This is a genomic window from Telluria sp. ZB2R32 (genome assembly GCF_059685715.1).
This window is the reverse complement of sequence record NZ_JCASIG010000004.1, coordinates 207389-223258: the sequence shown is the minus strand read 5'-3', so window position 1 is coordinate 223258 and position 15870 is coordinate 207389. Positions and strand designations below refer to the sequence as shown.

The window sequence follows — 15870 nt, the reverse complement described above, 5'->3', positions numbered from 1 at the left end:
CTTATAAATATTCCTCTTAGTTATACTTCCCGCCAGTTATTTCATTGGCTGGCCCACCATGCCGGGCGTAGGCTCGGCACGACAACATAACGTAATGCCATGACATTACGATGACCCAGCAGACATTGTGCCGCCCTGTTGAACGTAGACGGAAACCTTAGGAGAGACGCGTGAAGTTAAAGAAACTGGCCCATCTGATTGCCCTGATCGGCGTGGCAAGCCCGGCGCTAGCCCAGCAGCTGCAACCGAATACCCCGATGGCGCGCGTGGAGGTGACCGGTTCGAGCATCAAGCGGATCGCCAAGGAAGGCGCGCTGCCGGTGCAGGTGATCAGCTACGAGCAAATCGAAAAGCAGGGCATCACCACCACCGAGGAGCTGGTACGCACCATCTCGGCGAATGGCACCGGCGCCGACAACATGACCTCGGGTAACAACGTGTTCGGCGCCGACGCCGACCGCGTCAGCGGCGGCGCCTCGTTCGCCTCGCTGCGCGGCCTCGGCCCGAACAGCACGCTGGTGCTGCTCAACGGCCGCCGCATCGCCACCCACGGCGGCAGCGGCAAGGCGGTCGACCTGAATTCGATCCCGCTCTCGGCCATTTCGCGCGTCGAAATCCTGAAAGATGGCGCCTCCGCCATCTACGGTACCGACGCCGTCGGCGGCGTGGTGAACTTCATCTTGCGCACCAACTACCAGGGCGTCGAAGCCTCGGCCACCGTGAATGCCACCGAAGCCGGCGGCGGCACCACCCGCCGCGCGACCTTGCTGGCCGGCCATGGCGACCTCGAGAACGACCGCTTCAACGTGATGGCGGCCGTCACCGTCGACAAGAACGACATGCTGCATTCGCACCAGCGCGACTTTGCGAATGGTTTCCAGCCATCGCGCGGCCTGTCGCCGGATACCACCGGCACGCCGTATGCGAACCAGCTGACCGGCGCGAATACCGCCCTCGGCGCCAACTTCACGGTGCCGGGCGACGCTACGCGCTACCTGCAAGCGAACCTGCTGAGCTTCCAGAACAAGTGCGATTCGATTCCCTACATGTCGCAGTACCAGAGCCAGCTCTGGACCGACGTCACGCCGGTCACGCGCACGCGTTTCTCGTGCGCGTATGACTATGGCGCCGACTACGTCATGATGCCGCCGGCCGAGCGCGCCAATGCGATCGCGCGTGGTTCGTTCCAGATCGCGCCGGGTCACCGCCTGTTCGTCGAAGGCATGGCTTCACGCTCGAAGGTAACGTCGATCCTGACCCCGATGCAGATCTCGACCTCGCTGGCAACCAACAGCGCCTATCCGGTCGGCGGCCCGTACTACCAGGACCTGTCGCAGTACGTGTCGAGCTTCGACCGCACGAAACCGATCATCTATAAATGGCGCGCCACCGATTTCGGCAACCGCGAGATGGACAACACCACCGAGAGCGCGCGCCTGCTGGTCGGCCTCGAGGGCACGCTCGACCGCTGGGACTACAAGCTCGGCCTGTCGCGCGCGCTGAGCAAGACGCAAACCACGCTCAACGATGGCTATGCCTACACCACGCCGATGTACCAGGCGCTCGGCACCGGCCGCATCAACCCGTGGCTGGCGCCGGGACAAACGCAGACGGCCGATGCGATGGCGCTGATCGAGTCGACCAAGTTCCGCGGCGATTTGCAGCATGGCCGCACCACGCTGACCCAGCTCGACGGCTCGGTGTCGGGCGAAGTGTTCAACCTGCCGGCCGGCGCTGTCGCCGCCGCCGTCGGTTTCGACCTGCGCCGCGAAGGCTATGAATATGGCCAGGATGCCGACGCCACCATCGTCTGGCAGGCGCCGGGCAATGCTGCGCTGAAGAAAGCCTCGCGCGACATCAAGGCCGTGTATGCCGAAATGATCGTGCCGGTGGTGAAAGACCTGGAAGTGCAATTGGCCGTGCGCCGCGACGACTACAGCGTGATCGGCGCCACCACCAATCCGAAGGTCGCCTTCCGCTACCAGCCGGCCAGCTGGCTGCTGTTCCGTGGGTCGGCCAATAAAGGCTTTCTGGCGCCGAGCTTCACCCAGCTGTATTCGGCCTCGCTCGACGGCGAACTGCCGAACGGCACGATCGACCCGATCGGCTGCCCGCTGAACCCGGGCAATCCGGAATACTGCGCGATCGCGCGCCTCGACTTCAAGGCCGGCGGCAATTCGTCGCTGCGTCCGGAAACCTCGAAGCAGGGCACGCTGGGCGTGGTGGTCGAGCCGGTGCGCGGCTTCTCGGCCTCGCTCGACTACTGGATCATCAATACCCAGGACAAGATCCTGAACCGCACGCCGCAGATCATCCTGGCGAACCAGCCCGCGCTGGCCGAAAACGTGATCCGCAACCCGGCCAACGGCAGCGGCGTCGGCACCATCGAGTACGTGCGTTCGGGCTGGATCAATGCCGGCGGCGCCAAGACGCGCGGCGCCGACCTCGGCCTGCGTGGCGACGGCAGGGTGAGCGACGTCAAGTGGAGCGCCGCGCTCGACGGCACCTGGACGCAAAGCTTCAAGTTCGCCGAACTGGCCGGCCAGGAGTACAAGGAATACGTGGGTAAATTCTTTACGCGCGACCTGTACCTGCGCTGGAAGCACAGCGCCACGCTGTCGGTCAGCCGCGGCGACTGGAGCGGCATGCTGAGCCAGTACTTCGCCAGTGGTTATAAAGACCAGGTGCCGAACAAGGGCATCGGCGCGCCGCCGCCGGGCTTCGATCCGGACGTGTCGAGCTACACCCGCTTCGGCTTGTCGACGACCTATACCGGCTTCAAGAACACGTCGATCACCTTCGGTGTCCAGAACCTGTTCGACCGCGACCCGCCGTTCACCGCGCACAACGTCGACGAAGTCGTCGGCGCCGGCTGGGATCCGCGCGTGGCCGATCCACGTGGCCGTTCGTACTCGCTGACCCTGAAGCACAAGTTCTTCTGATCGAAGCGATGACCAAGGCTGCCGGCTGGGCGCATGCGCGTCGGGCCGGCAGTTTTTTTATGGTTCGTCCCATGCGTCCACCACGATTTCACCATGCCTCCTAGCCCGCATCCCGGCAGGCGCGCCTTTTGTACCCTGCTGGCCGGCGCCGCGCTGCTGCCGGGCGCCACCCTGGGCGCAACGCGCACGCGCCGCTCTTCCCGTCCTCCCATGCACAAGCTGATCAAACCGCCGCGCCTGCAGCCGGGCGACACCGTCGCCCTGATCGCGCCGGGCGGCTACGCCACCGAAAAATCGATCGCCAAGGCGCGCCGCAACATCGAGGCGCTCGGGCTGCGCGTGCGCGAAGGCGCCTCGCTGCGCGCGGTGTACGGCAACTACGGCGGCAGCGTGCCGCAGAGATTGGCCGACCTGCACGCGATGTTCGGCGATCCCGACATCAAAATGATCTGGCCGATCCGCGGCGGTTCCGGCTGTATTTCACTCCTCGCGCACCTCGATTTCGACCTGATCCGCGCCAACCCGAAGATTTTATTGGGCTATTCGGACATCACCGCGCTGCACCTGGCGATCCACAGGCACGCCGGCCTGGTGACCTTCCACGGGCCGGTCGCCTCGTCGACCATGACCGATTATGCGGTCGAGCACATGATGGCGGTCCTGTCCGATCCGCAGCCGCGCTACACGATCCCGATGGCGCTGGAAAACAGCCGGCGTGCGCTGGAAAAGCCGCATTTCGCACTGCGCACCGTGCACGGCGGCGTGGCGACCGGACCGCTCATGGGCGGCAACCTGAGCCTGGTCGCGGCGCTGGCCGGCACGCCGTATGCGGCAGACGTCAAGGACAGCATCCTGTTCCTGGAAGAAGTCAACGAGGCGCCGTACCGGATCGACCGCTGGCTGACCCAGCTCGATCTGGCGGCCGGGCTGAACAAGGCAGCCGGGGTGATGGTCGGCATCTGCGAAGACTGCGGACCGGAGCACGAAGACATGTCGCTGACCCTCGACCAGACGCTGGACATCCACCTGCAGCCGCTGTCGGTGCCGGCCGTGAGCGGCTATTCGATCGGGCACATCCGCGACCAGTTCACGATTCCGATGGGGATTCGCGCCACGCTCGATACCGAGCGGCAGACGGTGACGCTGCTGGAGCCGGCGGTCAGCTGAGGCCGTGCCCTTCAGGTGTCGTCGCTGACTGAAAAACTGTGGAGGAGCGGGTACACCATGTCGCAGGGCTTGCCCCTGCACAGCGCCGGCTTGAATTGCTCCAGCATCATCTGCGTCGTCAATGCACGTACGAAGGTGGCGGTGGGCGCGCCGAAGGCCGTCACGCTGAGCGGCTTGCCATCCTTGCCGACCAGCACGTATACGAGCAGCTTGCCCTTGACCAGGCCGAAGGTATAGTTCATGCGCTGCACCGTATCGAACAGGGGACCCTGGCCCTTGGCCGGAAACGGTGGCTCGTCGCCGGCTTCGAGCGCCGCATAGCCCGCGCGGACGACGTTTTGCTGGCCCGGCGTCAGCGCATCCCAGCGTGCGTTCAGGGGCAGCGACGAAGTGGTGCCTTCGTTGCGAGTAGGACTCCACCTCACGCCGCCAGTGGTATGGTAAATGCCTTTCTCGACCTCCGCTGCGGGCAGGCCGGCGACGCGGCCTTCGTGGAACAGCCCTTCGTACTTGTGGCCGGCGCCGGCGTAGACGATGGCGCCCTGGCCGTCGAAGACGTCATTCTTCCACTCGCCGCTGTAGCTGCCGCCGGTGGCAAACGTCGCTTCTCCCCGGCCGTGGCGCCTGCCTTCGACCCAGTCGCCCGTGTAGCGCGAGCGGTCGAGCGCCAGGTGGGTCCCTTTGCCATGCGGCACGCCGCCGGCGAATTCACCTTCGTACCAGCCCCAGCCTTCGGCCTGGAGGTAGCCCTGACCGTGCGGCGCTCCGTACCAGGTCATGCCTTCATAGATAGTGCCGCCAGACTTGAGGACCGCTTCACCGCTGACTTCGCCGCGCACCAGCGTCCCGTCGAGCGTCGACTTGCCAAACTTGGGTACGGTCCAGGCGAGTGTCCCTTTACCGCTGGCGTAGCCGTCAACGCAGCCACCGGTCCAGCTCACTTCACCGGCAGGCGCCGGCTTGATCGGGAAGATGCGGCAATCGGCGGCGCCAAGCCAGGCCGGCTCGGCGGCCAGGGCAGGCGCTGCTGCTGCAGCGAGGAGGACACAGAAAAGACGGGAGTGGATGTGCATGGCGAGACCGGATAAGGAGGCAAAATAATGCTTGAATGCATCATTATGCTACCGTCCTGCGTTGCAAGTAAAGCAATACCGGCCTCAGATCCTGTGCGTCATGTACACGTAGCCGATCTGCTCGCCATCAATGCGGAACAGGTCGGGCAGCTCGCCGGCCACCACGAAACCGCTGCGCTGGTACAGGCGGCGCGCGGGCAGGTTGCTGGCGATGACCTCCAGGTCGACCCAATCGATATTCCCTTGCGCGCGCGCCCAGGCCAGCGCCGTGGCCAGCAGCCGGGCGCCCAGGCCGTGGCGGCGATGATCGCGGTGCACGCCCATGCCGAGCAGGCAGCGGTGGCGCGCCGCCCGTTCCGGCCGCGCGCGCAGGTCGGCATGGCCGCAGATCAGGCCTTGCGCATCGAGCGCGAACCAGGCGCGGCGCCAGCCCGGCTCGCCCACCGGCGCGGTCATGCCGGTCACGAAGCCGGCGCGCTTGTCGACCGGGAAGCCGGACTCGGCGCGCGTCATCGGCTGGAACAGCGCCGTGCCGTCGCGGCCGTTATCGCGCAGGTGGTCGTCGAGGTAGACGAACAGGGCAGGGAGGTCGGCGCGTTGCACCGGGTGGATGCCCGCCGCCGTCTCCGTGCGCCGCTCGTCCATTACAGCGCCCGCGCGATCAACAGCTTCTGGATGTCGCTGGTGCCCTCGTAGATCTGGCAGACGCGCACGTCGCGGTAGATGCGTTCGATCGGGAAGTCGGCCACGTAGCCATAGCCGCCGAATACCTGCATCGCGTTCGAGACGACGCGCTCGGCCATCTCGGAAGCGAACAGCTTCGCCATCGCCGCTTCTTTCAGGCAGGGCAACCCGGCATCTTTCATGGATGCCGCATGCAGGATCAGCTGGCGCGCCGCTTCGATCTGCATCGCCATTTCCGACAGGCGGAACTGCACCGACTGATGTTCGAAGATGGCCTTGCCGAAGCTCTCGCGTTCCTTGGCATAGCTGAGGGCCGCCTCGAAGGCGGCGCGTGCCATGCCGACCGATTGCGAAGCGATGCCGATGCGGCCGCCTTCCAGGCCGGACAGGGCAATCTTGTAGCCCATCCCCTCTTCGCCGATCAGGTTACGCGCCGGCACGCGGCAATTCTCGAACACGATCTGCGCCGTGTCCGAGGAATGCTGGCCCATCTTCTGTTCGAGACCGGCGACGATGTAGCCGGGGGTGTCGACCGGCACCCAGAACGCGCTGATGCCTTTTTTACCGGCCGCCTTGTCGGTGACCGCCATGACGATGGCGACGTCGCCGTACTTGCCGCTGGTGATGAATTGTTTGGTGCCATTGATGACGTAGTCGTCGCCGTCACGGACCGCCGTGGTGCGCAGCGCGGCGGCGTCGCTGCCGGTGTGCGGCTCGGTCAGCGCAAAGGCGCCCAGCATGGCTCCTTGCGCCAGCGGGCGCAGGAAGCGTTCTTTTTGTTCGTCGTTCGCATACATCATGGCGATGCTGCAGACCGGGCAGTTGTTGACCGAGATGATGGTCGAGATGCCGCCGTCGCCGGCCGCGATCTCTTCCAGCACCAGCGCCAGCGACACGTAGTCGAGGCCGGCGCCGCCGTACGCTTCGGGCACGGCCACGCCAAAGGCGCCCAGCTGCGCCAGTTCCTTCAGTTCGGCTTTCGGAAAATAGTGTTCCTTGTCCCAGCGCGCCGCTTGCGGCGCCAGGCGTTCCTGGGCAAAGCTGCGCAGGGCGTCGCGGATCATCTGGTGTTCTTCGGTCAGGATCATGGTGTCTCGTTTGTGGTCGTGGGAGCGGCTTACCAGGGAATCGGATCGCCGTCGTGGTTCAGGAAAGTGCCGTTGGCCTGCGCCGTGGCCCCGGCCAGGGTGGCGCGCAGGTCGCGCACGCTGTGTTCGACGCTGATCGCCGCGTTTTCTCCGCCCATGTCGGTCTGGACCCAGCCAGGATGAAAAGCGACGCAGGTGGCGCCTTGCGGGCCGAAGGTGAGGGCGGTGTCGCGCAGCACCGAGTTCAGCGCCGCCTTGCTGGCGCGGTAGAGCGAACCGCCGGTGCCGGTGCGGCTGCCGATGGAGCCCATGCGCGAGGACAGCACGCCGAGCTTGCCGCGGGTGGACGCGACCAGCGGCGCGACGATCGGCAGCAGGCGCATCGCCGCCAGCACGTTGGTGTGCATCACGGCGTCGAAATCGTCCTGGGTCGGAAAGCCGTCGTGGCGCGGGCCATACAGGCCGGCCACCAGCCAGGCGGTGTCGATCTTTTCGTCGTCGAGTTTCCAGCCAAGGCCGGCGATGGCGTCGGCATCCGTGACGTCGAGTTCGTGCGGCTCGGCGCCCAGTCGGGCGAGTTCGTCGAGGTCTTGCTTCTTGCGCGCGGTGGCGATCACGCGCCAGCCATCAAGACGGTATTGACGCACCAGTTCGTGGCCGATGCCGCGCGAGGCGCCGAGGATTAAAGCGGTAGGCATGGTGTCAGCTCCGGCAGGAATGATGTTGCGGTTGTTTGGGGCACGAAACGCGGGCATGCCCGCCCTACGTTATGCCACCGTTCCGATTTATTCATGCGGCGGTGGTGCACCGTAGGGCGGGCATGCCCGCGTTACAAAATCTCCGGGTCGAAACGCTCCGGAGACCTTGTAACTTATACCATCTCGATCGCCATCGCGGTCGCTTCGCCGCCGCCAATGCACAGCGATGCCACGCCGCGCTTGCCGCCGGTCTTTTTCAGGGCGCCCAGCAGGGTGACGATGATGCGCGCGCCCGAGGCGCCGATCGGGTGGCCCAAGGCGCAGGCGCCGCCGTGGATGTTGACCTTGTCGTGCGGGATCTCGAGGTCGCGCATGGCGGCCATCGGCACGGCGGCAAAGGCTTCGTTGATCTCGAACAGGTCGACGTCGTTCGCCATCCAGCCGGTCTTTTTAAAGAGCTTGTGCATCGCGCCGATCGGGGCGGTGGTGAACAGGTTCGGTTCCTGCGCGTGGGTGGCGTGGCCGATCACGCGGGCGATCGGGGTGAGGCCGAGTTCCTTCGCCTTCGATTCGCGCATCATGACCAGGGCCGCGGCGCCGTCGTTGATCGACGACGACGAGGCGGCGGTGACGGTGCCTTCCTTCTTGAATGCGGGTTTCAGCGACGGGATCTTGTCGATCTTCGCCTTCAGCGGGCCCTCATCCTTTTCGACCAGCAGTTCGCCGGTACGGGTAGCGACCGATACCGGGGCGATTTCCCAGTCGAAGGAGCCGTCGTTGTTGGCGGCCTGCGCGCGTTTCACGGAAGTGATCGCGAAATTGTCCTGGTCTTCGCGCGAGAACTGGTACGTGGCGACGCACTCTTCGGCAAAGGTGCCCATCGAGCGGCCCTCTCCGGTTTTTTCGTTGCGCGAGTAGGCGTCCTCTAAACCGTCATACATCATGTGGTCGAACATCGGCGCGTGGCCGATGCGGTAGCCGCCGCGTGCCTTCGGGATCAGGTAGGGCGCGTTGGTCATCGATTCCATGCCGCCGGCGACGACGATGTCGGCGCTGCCGGCGACGAGCTGGTCGTGGGCGAAGATGGCGGCCTGCATGGCCGAGCCGCACATTTTCGACAGGGTGACGGCGCCGGTCGACAGCGGCAAGCCGGCTTTGATGAGCGCCTGGCGTGCCGGCGCCTGGCCTTGTCCCGCCATCAGGCAGTTACCGAAATAGACGTGCTCCACGGTTTGTGGATCGACGCCGGCGCGCTCGACCGCGGCCTGGATTGCCACCGCACCGAGGTCGCTCGCCGTTTTCGAGGAAAAATCGCCCTGGAAGGCGCCCATCGGGGTACGGGCGGCGCCGACGATAACGACTGGATCATTCATTGTTGGTTCTCCAAAAGGGATGGCGCCTGTTCGATGGCGCCGGGGGTGGTGATCGGGTGGTGAAAACGGATCTGCTGCGGATAAGGATAAATGTCGACCAGCTCGCCCGCCAGGATGCGGTCCTTGTGCGCCTGCCACCAGGTGCGCGTCAACAGGTCGGCGTGGTAGTGCAGAAAATGGTGGCGGATCTTGGCATTTCCAAGGAGGAAACGGCCGAATTGTTCGGGAAAGACGTCGTGTTTGCCGATCGGGTACCAGGGTTCGGCCGCCATTTCCTCTTCCTCGTTGCGCGCCGCCGGAATATCGCGGAACACGCAATCGGTAAGATAGTCGATCTCGTCGTAATCGTAGAACACGACGCGGCCCTGGCGCGTCACGCCGAAATTTTTATACAGCATATCGCCGGGAAAAATATTCGCGGCGACCAGGTCGCGGATCGCATTCCCGTATTCGCGCACGCCGTGTTCGAGACGCTCCACGTCGCCGGCCTGTTCGGCCGCGGCCAGGTACATGTTCAGCGGCACCATGCGGCGCTCGATATACAGGTGCTTGACGATGATGCGCTCGCCTTCGATCTCGACCAGCGAAGGCGCGTGCCGCTGCAATTCGGCCAGCAATTCTTCACTGAAGCGCGCCAGCGGAAAGGCGACGTTCGAATATTCGAGCGTATCGGCCATGCGTCCGACCCGGTCGTGGTGTTTTACTAACAGGTATTTTTCCTTCACCTGGGCGCGCGTCGTCTCCTTCGGCGGCGGATAGAAATCCTTGATCACCTTGAAGACATACGGGAAGGAGGGCAGTTCGAAGACCAGCATCACCAGGCCGCGAATGCCGGGTGCGCTCTGAAAACGGTCCGAGCTATGTTTTAAATGCTGCAGGTAATCGCGATAAAACAGGGTCTTGCCCTGTTTTTGCAGGCCGAGCAGCGTATAGATCTCGCTTTTCGGTTTGCGCGGCAGCAGCGCGCGCAGGAATTGCACATAGGCCGACGGCACTTCCATGTCGACCAAAAAATAGGCGCGCGTAAACGAGAACAGGATCGCAATCTGTTCCGGATCGGTCAGCACCGTGTCGAGCACAAGCGCGCCGCGCCCGTCGTGCAGGACCGGAATCACGAACGGATACTCGCGCGCGCCATTGACCGCACGGCCGACGATATACGCGCCTTTGTTCCGGAAGAACAGATTGGACAAGACCTGGAATTGCTGGTTCGGCTCGGCCTCGTGCAATCCAAAAGCTTCGCGCATGCGCGCTTCGACCAGGGCGACGTCGCGCTCGAGCGCGGCAAAGGGGCAGGCCAATTGAAAATTGGTGACGATGCGCTGTAATGCAAAGCGCAAGCCGTCGGCGGCCGGGTAATACACGCGGTAGGTCGGCAGCAGTTCGTCGGTCTCGATGTATTCGGTCGAAATCACCGGGCGCACGAACAGGAAATCGTTGTGGTAATAGGTGCGGTGCAGGATGTGGCAGCTGACCGAATTGAAAAACGTTTCGGCCAGTTCCGGCTGCTTGTGGCCGGACAGCAGGCCAATATAGTGCAGCTTGATTTCGCGCCAGACGTGGTCGGCCAGGTCCTCGGGCGCGTATGCATCTTCCAGGGCGCGCACGGCTTCCTGCACGCGCTGGTCATAGTAATCGATGCGCTCGCGCGCGGCGCGCTGGGCGACTTCCCAGTGGGCCATTTCGAAATGGCGTTTCGCGGCCTGGCTGGCGCTGCGGAACAGGCGATAATGTTTGTCGAACCCGTCGAGGATACTGCGCGCGATGTCGAATGCGATCCGGGAAGACAGCAGTTTGGGGAACGCTTGGGTCATCGTTCGTCTCGCGCCAGGGTCTGGTGTGTAGGGTGGGCGCCCCGTGCCCACGCGAATGCCGGAATACCATGCGGCCTTCAATGTGGCCAACACGGCGCGACGGTCCGCGTGGGCACAGGGCGCCCACCCTACGATGCTTGCCCGTTATCGATTACATCGTCTCGTTAAACAATTCACGCCCGATCAGCATGCGGCGGATTTCGCTGGTGCCAGCGCCGATTTCGTAGAGCTTCGCATCGCGCCAGAGACGACCGACCGGATACTCGTTGATATAACCGTTGCCGCCCAGGGTCTGGATCGCCTCGCCGGCCATCCAGGTTGCCTTTTCGGCGCTGTACAAAATGGCGCCGGCGGCGTCCTTGCGCAGGGCGCGCACCTGTTCGGGCGAGGTCGCGCGGTCGCAGGCCTGGCCCACCGCATATACGTAGGCGCGGCATGCCATCATGGTCGAATACATGTCCGCTACCTTGCCCTGCATGAGCTGGAATTCGCCGATCGCCTGGCCGAACTGCTTGCGCTCGTGAATATAGGGCACGACCGAATCCATGCACGCCGCCATGATGCCGAGCGGGCCGCCGGACAGCACGGTGCGCTCGAAATCGAGGCCCGACATCAGCACGTTCACACCCTTGCCGACGCCGCCGAGCACGTTCTCGACCGGCACTTCGCAATCCTGGAAGACCAGTTCGCCGGTGTGCGAGCCGCGCATGCCCAACTTGTCCAGTTTCTGCGCGATCGAAAAACCCTTATAACCTTTTTCGATCAGGAAGGCGGTCATGCCGCGCGGGCCCGCTTCCAGGTCGGTCTTCGCATACACGACCAGGGTATCGGCGTCGGGACCGTTGGTGATCCACATCTTGGTGCCGTTCAATACATAACGGTCGCCGCGCAATTCGGCTTTCAGCTTCATGCTGACCACGTCGGAACCGGCGTTCGGCTCGGACATGGCCAATGCGCCGATGTGTTCGCCCGAGATCAGTTTCGGCAGGTATTTCTGTTTTTGTTCTTCGGTGCCATTGCGTTTGATCTGGTTCACGCACAGGTTCGAATGGGCGCCGTACGACAGGCCGACCGAGGCCGAAGCGCGCGAGATTTCTTCCATGGCGACGATGTGCGCCAGGTAGCCCATGTTGGCGCCGCCGTATTCCTCGCTGACGGTGATGCCGAGCAGGCCCAGTTCGCCCATCTTCTTCCACAAATCCATCGGGAACTGGTCGGTGCGGTCGATCTCGGCCGCACGTGGGGCGATTTCGCTCGCTGCGAACTGTTGGACAGCTTCGCGCAGCGCGGCGATGTCTTCGCCATGGTCAAAGGTCAAGCCTGGAAGATGCAGCATGTCGTCCTCTCGGTGAGCGGGGAATGGTAAATGGCAGTTCGCATGATACTCGCGTGTGACGTTAACGTAAACGTCAAGTAGAGGGTAAAGCGAGCCGCCTAGCTGGCCGTAAAATCAGGCGGCTTCGCTGGCGCCGGTCGGCGTGGCGCTGTCGGCCAGCAGGCGCCGGCATTCTTCTTCATGCGCGGAAATTTCTTCCAGTGCCATTTCGATGTCGGCGCGTTGCTGCTCGAGCGTTTCGCGCTGGTGCGCCAGGATGCCGAGGAAGCGGTCGATCTGGGCGACGGTATCCTTCGGCGACTCGTACATGTCGACGATGCTCTTGATTTCCGACAGTGTCAGGCCGAGGCGCTTGCCGCGCAGCGTCAGTTTTAGACGGGTGCGGTCGCGCGGCGTATAGACGCGGTTGCGTCCGCCTACGCCCTCGCGGCTGGGGCTTAACAGGCCCTGGTCTTCGTAGAAGCGGATCGCGCGCGCAGTGATGTCGAATTCGCGCGCCAGTTCGGCGATGGTGTAGGTCGTAGGCATTTCCGTAGAGTACTTCGTGCGGCTGAAAGTGGCAAAACGTGGAATCGCTTAAAATTCCTGTCCGGTGTTTCCGTTTACGTCAACGTCAACACATTGTAGCGCGCCCGCATTGCATAACCACGAAAGATTGTCGACCATGAATCCGCTCGAAGCCCAGTTGCATTATCCGTTTGGCGATGAATTGCCTGCCCCGGGCAGCGTGCGCGCGGTGGCGACCGGGCTCGGCTGGCTGCGCATGGGGCTGCCGTTCGCGCTCGACCACATCAACCTGTGGCTGTTGGACGACGAGCGAGACGGGCAGCGCGGCTACACCGTCATCGATTGCGGCGTGGCGAATGACGTCACCCGCGCCAACTGGGAACAGCTTTTCGCTGGTCCGATGGCGGACGCGCCCGTGCTGCGCGTGCTGGCAACCCATTGCCATCCGGATCACGTCGGCCTGTCCGGCTGGCTATGCGCACGGTTTGCGGCGCCGTTCTGGCTGACGGCCGGCGAATTCGGCTTCGCACGCATGATGGCGGCCGCCTTGCCGGGCGTCGATGGCCCTTCGGCGATTCCCCACTTCGAGCGCCACGGCTTGCGCGACCCCGCCATGCTCGAGCAGATGCGCAGCCGCCGCAATTACTATCCGTCGCTGGTGCCGAGCGTGCCCGACGCGTATACACGCTTGCAGGATGGGCAAACTGTCGCCATCGGCAACGTGCGTTGGCGCGTGATTACCGGTTTTGGGCACTCGCCGGAACACACTTCGCTGTATTCGGAAGAATTGAATATCCTGATCTCAGGCGACATGGTGTTGCCGCGCATTTCGACCAACGTGTCCGTGTTCGCGGTCGAACCGGAAGGCAACCCGCTGCAGCAATACCTCGATTCCCTCGACAAGTTCGCCGGTTTGCCGGCGGACGTGCTGGTGCTGCCCTCGCACGGCAAACCTTTCCAGGGCCTGCATACCCGCATCGAGCAACTGCGCGCACACCATGTGGCGCGCTTGGCCGAAGTGCAGGAAGCCTGCCGCGCGCCGGTCAGCGCCATGGACATCGTGCCGATCATGTTCCGCCGCGCGCTCGACGCCCACCAGCTCAGCTTTGCCCTGGGCGAAGCACTCGCGCACCTGCACAAACTTTGGAATGATGGTATGTTAAAGCGTGTAACCGGCACCGATGGCGTGCTCCGGTTCCACCTCACCTGAACGGTTCTTCGCCGGATCCGCCTGAGGCATTCTGCCCTACCTGATCCTGTGCAACGGCCCTGCAGCCGAAAACGCGTGTCGCGCACACGACACAACTATTGTTTCCTTACGGATACAAATAAGATACATTCATGCAGCTCGGAAATTTTATGGCATGATGCGCCTTTGCGCGATATTGCTCTTCAATTTCCACTTCTTTGTTAAGTCTTCGCCCCGATAAATGTTACACATGGTATTGACATGCCATTGACTGACATTTGTGGTCGAGCATGAAATAGTGCCATCATGAATTCCACGAACGAACGGGAGAGCTTTAGTGAGCGTCTCCAGCAAGCGCTGAAAAACGCACATTATTCCCCGGATAGTCCGACCCGACTGGCCCGCGAATTTAACATTCGCTTCGAAGGCCGTCCGATTACGGTCCATGCAGCCCGTAAATGGCTGGTCGGCGAAGCCATCCCGACCCAGGAAAAGCTGCGCATGATTGCGCAATGGCTGGGCGTGCCCGCCGACTGGCTGCGCTTTGGCGGCGCCGAGGCCCCTGGTGCGCAAGCCGAGGGCGGCGCCAGCGCCCGTTTCGAATCGGCCGACGTCAAGCTGATCGCCGACCTGCAGCGCCTCGACGAACACCATCGCCAGCTGGCGCGCGAGTTCATCCGTATGCTGGTGCGCCTGAACCACCCGGCCCCGCAAAAGTAAGCCCGCGCCTTCGTTACGACTGCGTTTCCTCTTACAAATTTTCTTCCGAGTCGTGCAGTACAAATTGCCGGCGTTGGCGCATAATCGACTTCCCACAGCCGAGGATCGTGCGCCAATGAAAAGCAATTACATGAACACTGCCCAGCTGAAAGAACTCATGACCGCGCCGCCGATGACGGCCGCGCGCCATGCCGAGGTGATGCGCAAGCGCATCGCCCAGCGTCGGATGCTGGAAGAGGCAAGGGAGTTGAAGAAGGCCGGCGACAGCGACCATTACAAGCGCTAACGAGCGCCTGGCGCCTGCCTAGGTCGACGGCGACTCCGGCGTGCCCCGCATGCCGGACCAGCGCGGCGCAGCGGCATTCTCGACGCCCATTAAATCAAGCACCCGGTCGAGCGTATGGTCGACCATCTCGTCGATGCTGGCCGGGCGATGATAAAAGCTCGGCAGTGGCGGGAAGACAATTCCGCCCATCTCCGTCACCGCCGTCATGTTGCGCAAGTGCGCCAGGTTCAGCGGCGTTTCGCGCACCATCAATACCAGACGGCGCCGTTCCTTGAGGATGACATCGGCCGCGCGTGCCACCAAGTTGTCGGCCAGGCCGTAGGCCACCGCCGCCAGGGTTTTCATCGAGCAGGGCGCAATCACCATGCCGTCGGTCTGGAACGACCCGCTGGCAATCGAAGCACCAATTTCGCGGTTTTTATGGACGACGTCGGCCAAGGCCTCGACGTCGCGCCGCTGCATGCCGACTTCCTGGTGCAGGGTCAGGGAGGCGGCATCGGACACCACCAGATGGGTTTCGACACCGGGTACTGCGCGCAGGCGTGCGAGCAGGCGCACGCCATACACCGCGCCGGTCGCGCCGGTGATGCCGACGACGATCCGGCGCGGCCGTTGATCAGGCATTTTTCGGGAACAGTGCCTGCAGTTCGCCCGACGCGTACATCTCGTTCATGATGTCGGTGCCGCCGATGAATTCGCCGTTGACGTACAGCTGTGGAACGGTTGGCCAGTTCGAATAGTCCTTGATGCCCTGGCGCACTTCCGGATCTTCCAGCACGTTGACGGTGGCGATGTTATCGACGCCGCAGGCTTTCAGGATCTGGATGGCGCGGCCGGAAAAGCCGCATTGCGGGAATTGTGCGGTGCCCTTCATGAACAGCACGACCGGGGTATTGGTCACGGTGTCTTTGATCCAGGTTTGAACGTCGCTCATGTGCTTGCCTTCGGTGAGAAATGGGGAGATGGCGTCATTCTATAAGAAATCGACCGCGA

General features: G+C 63.4%; 15 protein-coding genes. 5 read left to right on the top strand and 10 right to left on the bottom strand.

The window, feature by feature from the left end; genetic code table 11:
• The first annotated feature begins 170 nt into the window (after positions 1-170).
• A complete protein-coding gene (locus AC56LG_RS13415) occupies positions 171-2942 on the top strand; it encodes a TonB-dependent receptor (RefSeq protein ID WP_497166577.1) in 2772 nt (923 codons plus the stop codon).
• A 93-nt stretch (positions 2943-3035) separates the two neighbouring features.
• Complete coding sequence (locus tag AC56LG_RS13410) at positions 3036-4109, top strand: S66 peptidase family protein (RefSeq protein WP_497166576.1); 1074 nt, start codon at positions 3036-3038, stop codon at positions 4107-4109.
• 11 nt (positions 4110-4120) lie between these two features.
• On the opposite strand, the gene AC56LG_RS13405 is transcribed toward AC56LG_RS13410, so the two are convergent.
• The 8 genes from AC56LG_RS13405 to AC56LG_RS13370 form a co-directional block, all read right to left on the bottom strand.
• Positions 4121-5182, bottom strand: a complete 1062-nt coding sequence (locus tag AC56LG_RS13405; protein ID WP_497166575.1) for an MORN repeat-containing protein — start codon at positions 5180-5182, stop codon at positions 4121-4123.
• 84 nt (positions 5183-5266) lie between these two features.
• Positions 5267-5827, bottom strand: coding sequence for a GNAT family N-acetyltransferase (locus tag AC56LG_RS13400; protein WP_497166574.1), 561 nt, complete (start codon positions 5825-5827; stop codon positions 5267-5269).
• Positions 5827-6954, bottom strand: coding sequence for an acyl-CoA dehydrogenase family protein (locus AC56LG_RS13395; protein ID WP_497166573.1), 1128 nt, complete (start codon positions 6952-6954; stop codon positions 5827-5829). The genes AC56LG_RS13400 and AC56LG_RS13395 overlap by 1 nt, the downstream gene beginning before the upstream one ends.
• Positions 6955-6983: 29 nt before the next feature.
• Positions 6984-7652: an SDR family oxidoreductase gene (locus AC56LG_RS13390; protein ID WP_497166572.1), complete on the bottom strand. Its 669-nt coding sequence runs from the start codon at positions 7650-7652 to the stop codon at positions 6984-6986.
• 173 nt (positions 7653-7825) lie between these two features.
• The gene (locus tag AC56LG_RS13385; RefSeq protein WP_497166571.1) at positions 7826-9025 is read right to left on the bottom strand and encodes an acetyl-CoA C-acyltransferase; all 1200 of its coding nucleotides are present in this window, start codon (positions 9023-9025) and stop codon (positions 7826-7828) included.
• Positions 9022-10839, bottom strand: a complete 1818-nt coding sequence (gene aceK, locus AC56LG_RS13380) for a bifunctional isocitrate dehydrogenase kinase/phosphatase (RefSeq protein ID WP_497166570.1) — start codon at positions 10837-10839, stop codon at positions 9022-9024. The genes AC56LG_RS13385 and aceK overlap by 4 nt, the downstream gene beginning before the upstream one ends.
• A 151-nt stretch (positions 10840-10990) precedes the next feature.
• On the bottom strand, positions 10991-12175 hold the full coding sequence (locus tag AC56LG_RS13375; RefSeq protein WP_497166569.1) for an isovaleryl-CoA dehydrogenase: 1185 nt from the start codon (positions 12173-12175) through the stop codon (positions 10991-10993).
• A 114-nt stretch (positions 12176-12289) separates the two neighbouring features.
• Positions 12290-12703, bottom strand: a complete 414-nt coding sequence (locus AC56LG_RS13370; RefSeq protein WP_192055642.1) for a MerR family transcriptional regulator — start codon at positions 12701-12703, stop codon at positions 12290-12292.
• 136 nt (positions 12704-12839) lie between these two features.
• On the opposite strand from AC56LG_RS13370, the gene AC56LG_RS13365 reads away from it, so the two are divergent.
• The 3 genes from AC56LG_RS13365 (at position 12840) to AC56LG_RS13355 (ending at position 14877) form a co-directional block, all read left to right on the top strand.
• Positions 12840-13892 (top strand): MBL fold metallo-hydrolase, encoded by a 1053-nt coding sequence (locus AC56LG_RS13365; RefSeq protein WP_497166568.1) that lies wholly within the window; start codon positions 12840-12842, stop codon positions 13890-13892.
• A 285-nt stretch (positions 13893-14177) separates the two neighbouring features.
• Positions 14178-14591 carry a hypothetical protein gene (locus AC56LG_RS13360; RefSeq protein ID WP_497166567.1) on the top strand — a complete coding sequence of 138 codons (414 nt, stop codon included), beginning with the start codon at positions 14178-14180 and terminating at the stop codon, positions 14589-14591.
• Positions 14592-14706: 115 nt separating this feature from the next.
• Complete coding sequence (locus AC56LG_RS13355; RefSeq protein ID WP_192055648.1) at positions 14707-14877, top strand: hypothetical protein; 171 nt, start codon at positions 14707-14709, stop codon at positions 14875-14877.
• A gap of 18 nt (positions 14878-14895) precedes the next feature.
• Here the strand turns inward: AC56LG_RS13355 and AC56LG_RS13350 are convergent, their stop codons facing one another.
• Together AC56LG_RS13350 and grxD are read right to left on the bottom strand one after the other, a co-directional pair.
• Complete coding sequence (locus AC56LG_RS13350) at positions 14896-15501, bottom strand: UbiX family flavin prenyltransferase (RefSeq protein WP_497166566.1); 606 nt, start codon at positions 15499-15501, stop codon at positions 14896-14898.
• On the bottom strand, positions 15494-15811 hold the full coding sequence (gene grxD / locus AC56LG_RS13345) for a Grx4 family monothiol glutaredoxin (protein ID WP_497166565.1): 318 nt from the start codon (positions 15809-15811) through the stop codon (positions 15494-15496). The genes AC56LG_RS13350 and grxD overlap by 8 nt, the downstream gene beginning before the upstream one ends.
• Positions 15812-15870 lie beyond the last annotated feature (59 nt).

Excerpts from the sequence above, each read along its gene's own strand:
- AC56LG_RS13370 (WP_192055642.1), bottom strand. The coding sequence starts at position 12,703 with ATGCCTACGACCTACACCATCGCCGAACTGGCGCGCGAATTCGACATC.
- AC56LG_RS13365 (WP_497166568.1), top strand. The coding sequence starts at position 12,840 with ATGAATCCGCTCGAAGCCCAGTTGCATTATCCGTTTGGCGATGAATTG.
- AC56LG_RS13410 (WP_497166576.1), top strand. The coding sequence starts at position 3,036 with ATGCCTCCTAGCCCGCATCCCGGCAGGCGCGCCTTTTGTACCCTGCTG.
- AC56LG_RS13405 (WP_497166575.1), bottom strand. The coding sequence starts at position 5,182 with ATGCACATCCACTCCCGTCTTTTCTGTGTCCTCCTCGCTGCAGCAGCA.
- AC56LG_RS13390 (WP_497166572.1), bottom strand. The coding sequence starts at position 7,652 with ATGCCTACCGCTTTAATCCTCGGCGCCTCGCGCGGCATCGGCCACGAA.
- AC56LG_RS13385 (WP_497166571.1), bottom strand. The coding sequence starts at position 9,025 with ATGAATGATCCAGTCGTTATCGTCGGCGCCGCCCGTACCCCGATGGGC.
- AC56LG_RS13355 (WP_192055648.1), top strand. The coding sequence starts at position 14,707 with ATGAAAAGCAATTACATGAACACTGCCCAGCTGAAAGAACTCATGACC.
- aceK (WP_497166570.1), bottom strand. The coding sequence starts at position 10,839 with ATGACCCAAGCGTTCCCCAAACTGCTGTCTTCCCGGATCGCATTCGAC.
- AC56LG_RS13395 (WP_497166573.1), bottom strand. The coding sequence starts at position 6,954 with ATGATCCTGACCGAAGAACACCAGATGATCCGCGACGCCCTGCGCAGC.
- AC56LG_RS13400 (WP_497166574.1), bottom strand. The coding sequence starts at position 5,827 with ATGGACGAGCGGCGCACGGAGACGGCGGCGGGCATCCACCCGGTGCAA.
- AC56LG_RS13360 (WP_497166567.1), top strand. The coding sequence starts at position 14,178 with ATGAATTCCACGAACGAACGGGAGAGCTTTAGTGAGCGTCTCCAGCAA.
- grxD (WP_497166565.1), bottom strand. The coding sequence starts at position 15,811 with ATGAGCGACGTTCAAACCTGGATCAAAGACACCGTGACCAATACCCCG.
- AC56LG_RS13350 (WP_497166566.1), bottom strand. The coding sequence starts at position 15,501 with ATGCCTGATCAACGGCCGCGCCGGATCGTCGTCGGCATCACCGGCGCG.
- AC56LG_RS13375 (WP_497166569.1), bottom strand. The coding sequence starts at position 12,175 with ATGCTGCATCTTCCAGGCTTGACCTTTGACCATGGCGAAGACATCGCC.